5 protein-coding genes and 2 tRNA genes are annotated in these 6,261 nt (G+C 42.3%); all 7 read left to right on the forward strand.

Annotated features, from left to right (window positions below; genetic code table 11):
• Positions 1–11: 11 nt before the first annotated feature.
• Positions 12–1,379 (forward strand): M50 family metallopeptidase, encoded by a 1,368-nt coding sequence (locus tag AC5GD6_RS04215; protein WP_491846302.1) that lies wholly within the window; start codon positions 12–14, stop codon positions 1,377–1,379.
• A 112-nt stretch (positions 1,380–1,491) separates the two neighbouring features.
• On the forward strand, positions 1,492–2,577 hold the full coding sequence (gene ispG / locus AC5GD6_RS04220) for a flavodoxin-dependent (E)-4-hydroxy-3-methylbut-2-enyl-diphosphate synthase (protein WP_491846303.1): 1,086 nt from the start codon (positions 1,492–1,494) through the stop codon (positions 2,575–2,577).
• A gap of 93 nt (positions 2,578–2,670) precedes the next feature.
• Positions 2,671–2,997 carry a DUF3784 domain-containing protein gene (locus AC5GD6_RS04225; protein ID WP_311444335.1) on the forward strand — a complete coding sequence of 109 codons (327 nt, stop codon included), beginning with the start codon at positions 2,671–2,673 and terminating at the stop codon, positions 2,995–2,997.
• A gap of 243 nt (positions 2,998–3,240) precedes the next feature.
• The gene (locus AC5GD6_RS04230; protein ID WP_491846304.1) at positions 3,241–4,968 is read left to right on the forward strand and encodes a proline--tRNA ligase; all 1,728 of its coding nucleotides are present in this window, start codon (positions 3,241–3,243) and stop codon (positions 4,966–4,968) included.
• Positions 4,969–5,172: 204 nt separating this feature from the next.
• Positions 5,173–5,249 (forward strand) — tRNA-Ile (locus tag AC5GD6_RS04235).
• 238 nt (positions 5,250–5,487) lie between these two features.
• A tRNA-Ala gene (locus tag AC5GD6_RS04240) sits at positions 5,488–5,563 on the forward strand.
• Between the two features lie 257 nt (positions 5,564–5,820).
• Positions 5,821–6,015 carry a hypothetical protein gene (locus tag AC5GD6_RS04245; RefSeq protein ID WP_464361084.1) on the forward strand — a complete coding sequence of 65 codons (195 nt, stop codon included), beginning with the start codon at positions 5,821–5,823 and terminating at the stop codon, positions 6,013–6,015.
• Positions 6,016–6,261: the final 246 nt, after the last annotated feature.

Consider the following 6,261-nt stretch of genomic DNA (forward strand, 5'->3'; position numbering starts at 1 on the left):
TCGGAGAATGTATGACGTTAGTCCTTCAATTTATACTGCCTATATTCTGGGGAGCTGTTGTCTTGTCGTTTCTTGTGGCTATTCACGAAGCGGGACATTTTATTGCTGCTCGTCTGTTTGGGATGCGTGTGACCGAATTCTTTATCGGCATGCCCTGTAAATATAGATGGTCCTATAAACTCAAACGATGGGGAACCGAGATTGGCATTACTCCTTTGTTGCTTGGTGGATATACACGTATCTGCGGCATGGCGCATGTTGATGATGAACTGTTAGAGCAGTGTCTTACCTTTGTTTATACACAAGGACGCACAACAGCCGGCGCATGTGCCGAGGCACTTGGATGTAGCACTGCGTATGCGCATGAGCTTTTAGCCGTGTTGGCCGATTGGGCTTCGATACAAAAAGCGACGAGCGATTCTAGCTGTAGTGAACAAGACATTATATATACCACTGTTGCACGTGACGATCAGATGTTAACGCTTTTTGATACAGGTCATCATTTTTTGCCCGAGAAGGTAAAACCAGCTGGTAGTGATTATACGCTTTCTGATTCTCATCAATTTTTTCTAGACGAAAAAGCGCGTACGTATACGGGTAAAAGTTTTATCAAACGATTTATAGCTCTTGCAGCAGGGCCATGTGTAAATATTGTATTTGCGTTTGTGGTTCTTGTTGCCACACTGAGCATAGCAGGTGTGACTACTACGGTTGATTCCAATGTTTTAGGTAAAGTTGAGGCAAATTCTCTTGCACAAGATGCTGGCTTATCCACTGGTGACGAGATTGTGGCGCTTGATGGTGAGCCCGTACACTCATGGACTGATATTGTTCGCGTTTTGTCAGATAAAATGGAAGACGGCGCCACGTTTGAAATGAAATATGTGCACGATGGGCAACAGGTGCGCTCAACGGTTGATTTTTCTCATCTTGAGCCTCATGAGCTTTTTGGTATTCACGCTCAAACAAAAGTGGTGTATCCAAGCATCGGGCAATCTTTGCAGTTTGCTACTTCGTATACTGTTCAGGTTACCCAATTTGTGTGTAGACTCATTATGCCTCAATACGCACTACAAACTGTGCAACAAAGTTCAAGCGTGGTGGGAATCTCAACCATGGCTGCCCGCGCTGCAGAAGAAGGCGCGCAACAGTTTTTCATGCTTGCTGCTATGATTTCGATGTCACTTGGCTGTATGAATCTTTTGCCCATACCGCCTTTAGATGGTGGTAAAGCGCTCTTTGAAATCATTGGCGTAGTTATTAGAAAGCCAGTGCCACTTAAAATCCAAACGTTTGTTACCTATATTGGAATTGCGCTCTTTTTGTTGCTTTTTGTTTTTGCGTTGCGAAACGATATAGCAGCTCTTATTCAGGGGTAATAAAACGATATGGCTTCTGTATAAAGCAAGAAGTCATCTAAGAGGCGCGTGAGCTACGTGCACTAAAAAGTGTGCTACGTGCACTAAAATTTGGTTACAACAGAAAGATACTATGGTGAAAGCTCGTTCTAAAACACATCAGGTTTTTGTAGGAGATGTTGCAGTGGGTGGGGGAGCACCCGTGTCTGTTCAGTCGATGTGTACAACTAAGACCTCAGATGCTGAGGCAACACTTAAGCAGATCAACAAGCTTATGACTGCTGGCTGCGAACTCATTCGCGTTGCAATTCCGCTTAAAAGTGACCTTGATGGCTTTGAAGAAATTTGTCGCAAAAGTCCGCTGCCTGTTATTGCTGATATACATTTTGATTATCGTTTAGCTATCGAGGCTGCCGAGCGTGGTGCTTCTGCGCTGCGCATTAATCCAGGAAATATTGGGTCCATGGAAAAAGTTGACAAGGTTATTGATGCTGCAAAGCAGGCTCATATTCCCATTCGTATTGGTGTTAATGCAGGCTCTTTGGATCGCAAATTTGATACGCGCGATGATTTAACCCTTTCTCAGAAAATGATTGCCTCTGCTACAGGCTATGTTGAGCATTTTAGAGACCGTGGATTTAATGACATCGTTTTGTCTGCTAAGGCGCACTCTGTTCCCACTACGCTTGAAACCTATCGAAATTTGTCGCAAGCCTTGCCAGACATACCTTTACATGTTGGTGTAACCGAAGCCGGAGGCCTAAGGCAGGGTACCGTAAAAAATTGCGTCGGCGTAGGTATTCTTCTTGAACAAGGTATTGGCGATACAATCCGCCTATCCTTAACTGCAGATCCTGTAGAGGAAGTATACGTTGCATGGGATTTACTGTCCTCACTTGGCATGAGACGACTAACTCCAGAAATGGTAAGTTGCCCTACGTGTGGGCGCTGTCAAGTTAATTTAATTGAGATGGCTAACGTTGTTTCCGAGCGACTCACTAAATTAAAGGCTCCTATTTCGGTTGCAGTTATGGGATGTGCGGTTAACGGTCCTGGAGAAGCGCGCGATGCCGATATAGGTGTTGCCTGCGGAAAAGATAAAGGTGTGCTCTTTCAAAACGGCAAACCAATTCGAAGTGTGCCTGCGGAAAACATTGTTTCTGAGCTCTTTAAGGAGATCCAGGATCGTTATGGTTATGACGTGTCAAAAGATGTCTGATTTACATGTAGGATTTAGAAAGAACCGTTAATTGATAATAAGCTTTCCGCATCGTAAGACAGGCAGAAAATCATTGTGTATTTTAGGAGCGCAATGGAAACATTAGTCTTCTTTTCATTCTCAATTTCTTTTCTTATTATGTCCATTCAGCTGTTTAGAAATAAGTGGTTAATGCTGATTTCAGGTTATAATACCATGCTTAAGGAAGAGAGAGATAAAATAGATGTAAGGCCATATGCTATTGCTGATGCAAAGACTATGGCAGCTACCAGTTTGCTTATGTGTGTGTACGGTCTCAATTCGTTAGACTTAACTATTTTGAGAGAGTATATTCTCGTCGCTTTTATTATCTCGTGGATATTATTTATTTGGTCACTTATAAGTATGTTTGCGTTGGTGTTTAAAAGTCAACAACCATAGTGATTTATTAATAATGCAAGACACTATCTAGGTAAGTTTTTAAGCAGGCGACTGTTTATAATTATATTCTCTTTTCAGGTTAGTTTATTTCTTAGGTATGGTATGTGGTTTAAGATCCTCGTGCTAACTCCTAAAGGAGATATTTTTGTAGGTTATGCACTTGTACGCATTGTCACCATGCTCGTTCGTGCTTTTCTTTGTATAATTAAAGGCTGTTATATACCTGTAGCGAAAGGATTTATCTTGAAACGCTATGCAAGAATGTCAAAACTTTATGCACCAACTCTTAAGGAAGACCCAACTGACGCCGATATTGCTTCTCATAAATTACTTGTGCGAGCAGGTATGATACGCAAAGCTGCTGCAGGTTTATATTCGTATTTGCCTTTGGCATGGCGCTCTATACAAAAAATTGAATCCATTATTCGCGAAGAGATGGAAGCTATCGACGCACAGGAAATGCTTGCTCCTATTTTAACCGATGCAGAGTTGTGGCATCAAAGTGGTCGTTGGGGTGCATACGGTCCAGAGCTTATGCGCCTTACCGATAGGCACGACCATGAGTATGCGCTTGGTCCTACTCATGAGGAAACGTTTACCGATCTTATTCGTAATGAACTTAAAAGTTATAAGAATTTACCTGTTACGCTTTATCATATTCAGGACAAATTTAGAGATGAACGTCGTCCGCGTTTTGGTTTGATGCGTGGTCGTGAGTTTATCATGAAAGATGGTTATTCGTTCTGTGCCAATCAGGAATCTTTGCATGATTGTTATGAGCAAGAAAAAGAGGCTTATGCAACAATTGCTCGTCGTTGTGGTTTGCGCGCCGTGCCAGTGGTTGCGGATTCTGGCCAAATTGGTGGCGACACCTCTGTTGAATTTATGGCTTTGGCAGATGCAGGAGAAGCCGAGCTTATCTATTGTGACGCGTGTGATTATGCTGCAGATACCGAAGCAGCAGTTGGGAAAATAGACGTCTTAGACGATGCGGTTGCTCCGTGCGAAAAAATCAAAACGCCTGCATGTCAAACTATTGAAGATCTGGCACAATTTTTGCACGTTGATGTTCGTCTAACGCGTAAAGCTCTTGCGCTTGTTGATGAAGCAGGCAACCCAGTTGTAGTTTTTGTTCCGGGTAATCGTAGCCTTAACGAAGTAAAAGCAAGTCATCTTTTTGGTGATTATCACATGATGACTGATGATGAGCTTGTACAGTTTGGGCTGCATAAAGGTTTCATTGGACCTGTTGGTTTGCCTCAAGGAATTCGTGTTGTAGCTGATTCGTCTTTGAAGGATCTCAATCAATGGATTTGTGGTGCTAACGAAGTAGATTATCATCTTCGTCATGCTTGTCTTGGAAAAGATTTTTCTATTAACGAGTGGCAAGACCTCATTGTTACCGAAGCTGGGGATAGTTGTCCTTGTTGTTCTACTGCCCTTAAATCAGCACGTGGTATTGAAATTTCTCAAGTCTTTCAACTTGGAACCAAATATTCAAAGGCTATGGGTGCAACCTTTATGGATGAAGATGGTACCGAAAAGCCTTTTATCATGGGTTGCTATGGTATTGGTGTTTCCAGAACACTTGCAGCGGTTGTGGAGCAGTCACACGATGAGCATGGTATTATTTGGCCTGTATCTGTTGCTCCTTATGAAGTAGCTGTTATTCCGCTAGATGTCCACGATGAAACGGTGTGGCCTGTGGCACAGCGTCTGGCTGAAGGTCTTATTAAAGCAGGTATTGAAGTTATCGTAGACGATAGAGGAGAGCGAGCTGGTATCAAGTTTAATGATGCCGATCTTATGGGATTTCCGTATCAAATTGTTTGTGGTAAAAAGGCTCTTGCACATGCGTGTGTTGAGGTTAAAACCCGCGCTACGGGTGAGCGCACAGAAGTGCCTGTAGATGAGGTTGTGGACTATCTTGTGCATGAGATTGTACCTCAGCGTCAAGGATTGCAAGCATAGAGTACCTAACAGCTGTATAAGCGTTATTGGAGCGTTTAAGCGCTCTGCGTTGTCTGCATTGCGTTTATCTCGACTTGTTTAATGTCTTGTTTAACCCGTGTGAATTACGTAGAGTCGTAGCTATTTTTAATTTGATGCTTGCCAAAATGAGCTTTCTTGCGTATTCTACTAACGTACTTGCAATGATTTTGCTGCAGTATTTACGGGCCTATAGCGCAATCGGTTAGCGCAGAGGACTCATAATCCTTTGGTTGTAGGTTCAAGTCCTACTGGGCCCACCATAAGACATATAACCCAACAGAGAGCCTGTTGGGTTTTTTCTTAGCACAAACTTATGGTGAGTGCTTGGTTAGAGGCTTTTGTAGTCTATAGACTTTTATGTGCGTTGCCCAGTCGAGCATACGATCTGTTTGCGAGGTTGGTGCTCGTGAAGAAATAGCATAATTTTTGAAGCGTAAAAAATCTGTGTTGACGAAATTATATGTTTTGATATTATAAATAAGTCTTGATGACCGTAATGGGGAATTAGCTCAGTTGGGAGAGCGCATGGCTGGCAGCCATGAGGTCACGGGTTCGAACCCCGTATTCTCCACCATTATTTTTTCTTCCCTTTTTTCATTATCTATCAGAGAACGCGCGCATTTAATACAAAAATATTCATCATTTGCTCTTAATTGTGTTTGCGTTGCCACTACTTTGTCTTTCTAATGTTGTCTATAATTATGACAATACTCGCAACGATTAAAAGTAATAAGAAGGGTATGCGTATGCAAGAAACAATCATTATATGCGTGGCTGCATTTGTAACGCACATCATGTATCGAGCCTATAAACAATATAAGGGGGTAAACCATGGCAACAACGGAAGCGCAAAGGCGCGCTAATTCAAACTATCGTAAGCGCAATGTTAAAACGCATACGCTTTCATTTTATCCTGATGACGCGGATATATATGCATGGTTTTGTAAGCAAGACAATAAAACAGCTTACTTGCGCAACCTCATCAGAAAAGACATGCAAGCTCACGGCCAAAATGAGCAGCAATAAGCAGACTTGAGTAGCAATGAGCAGCGCTTATAGAGACTTACAAACTGGAAAAAGCGTAAACATACAGCATTACTTAAGCATGGCAAGACCGCAATCGGTAGGTCTCGTTAGAACAGACAATTTAAAGCTTTCATATCGGGTTAGGAATTTTGTAACACAAACGAGGAGATAATCATGGTTGATTACGAACAAGCTCTATCTATTGCAAAAGACCTTTTAGGGAAAGTCGACGATTATTTTGAGTAC

Source organism: Fannyhessea sp. (assembly GCF_986145555.1).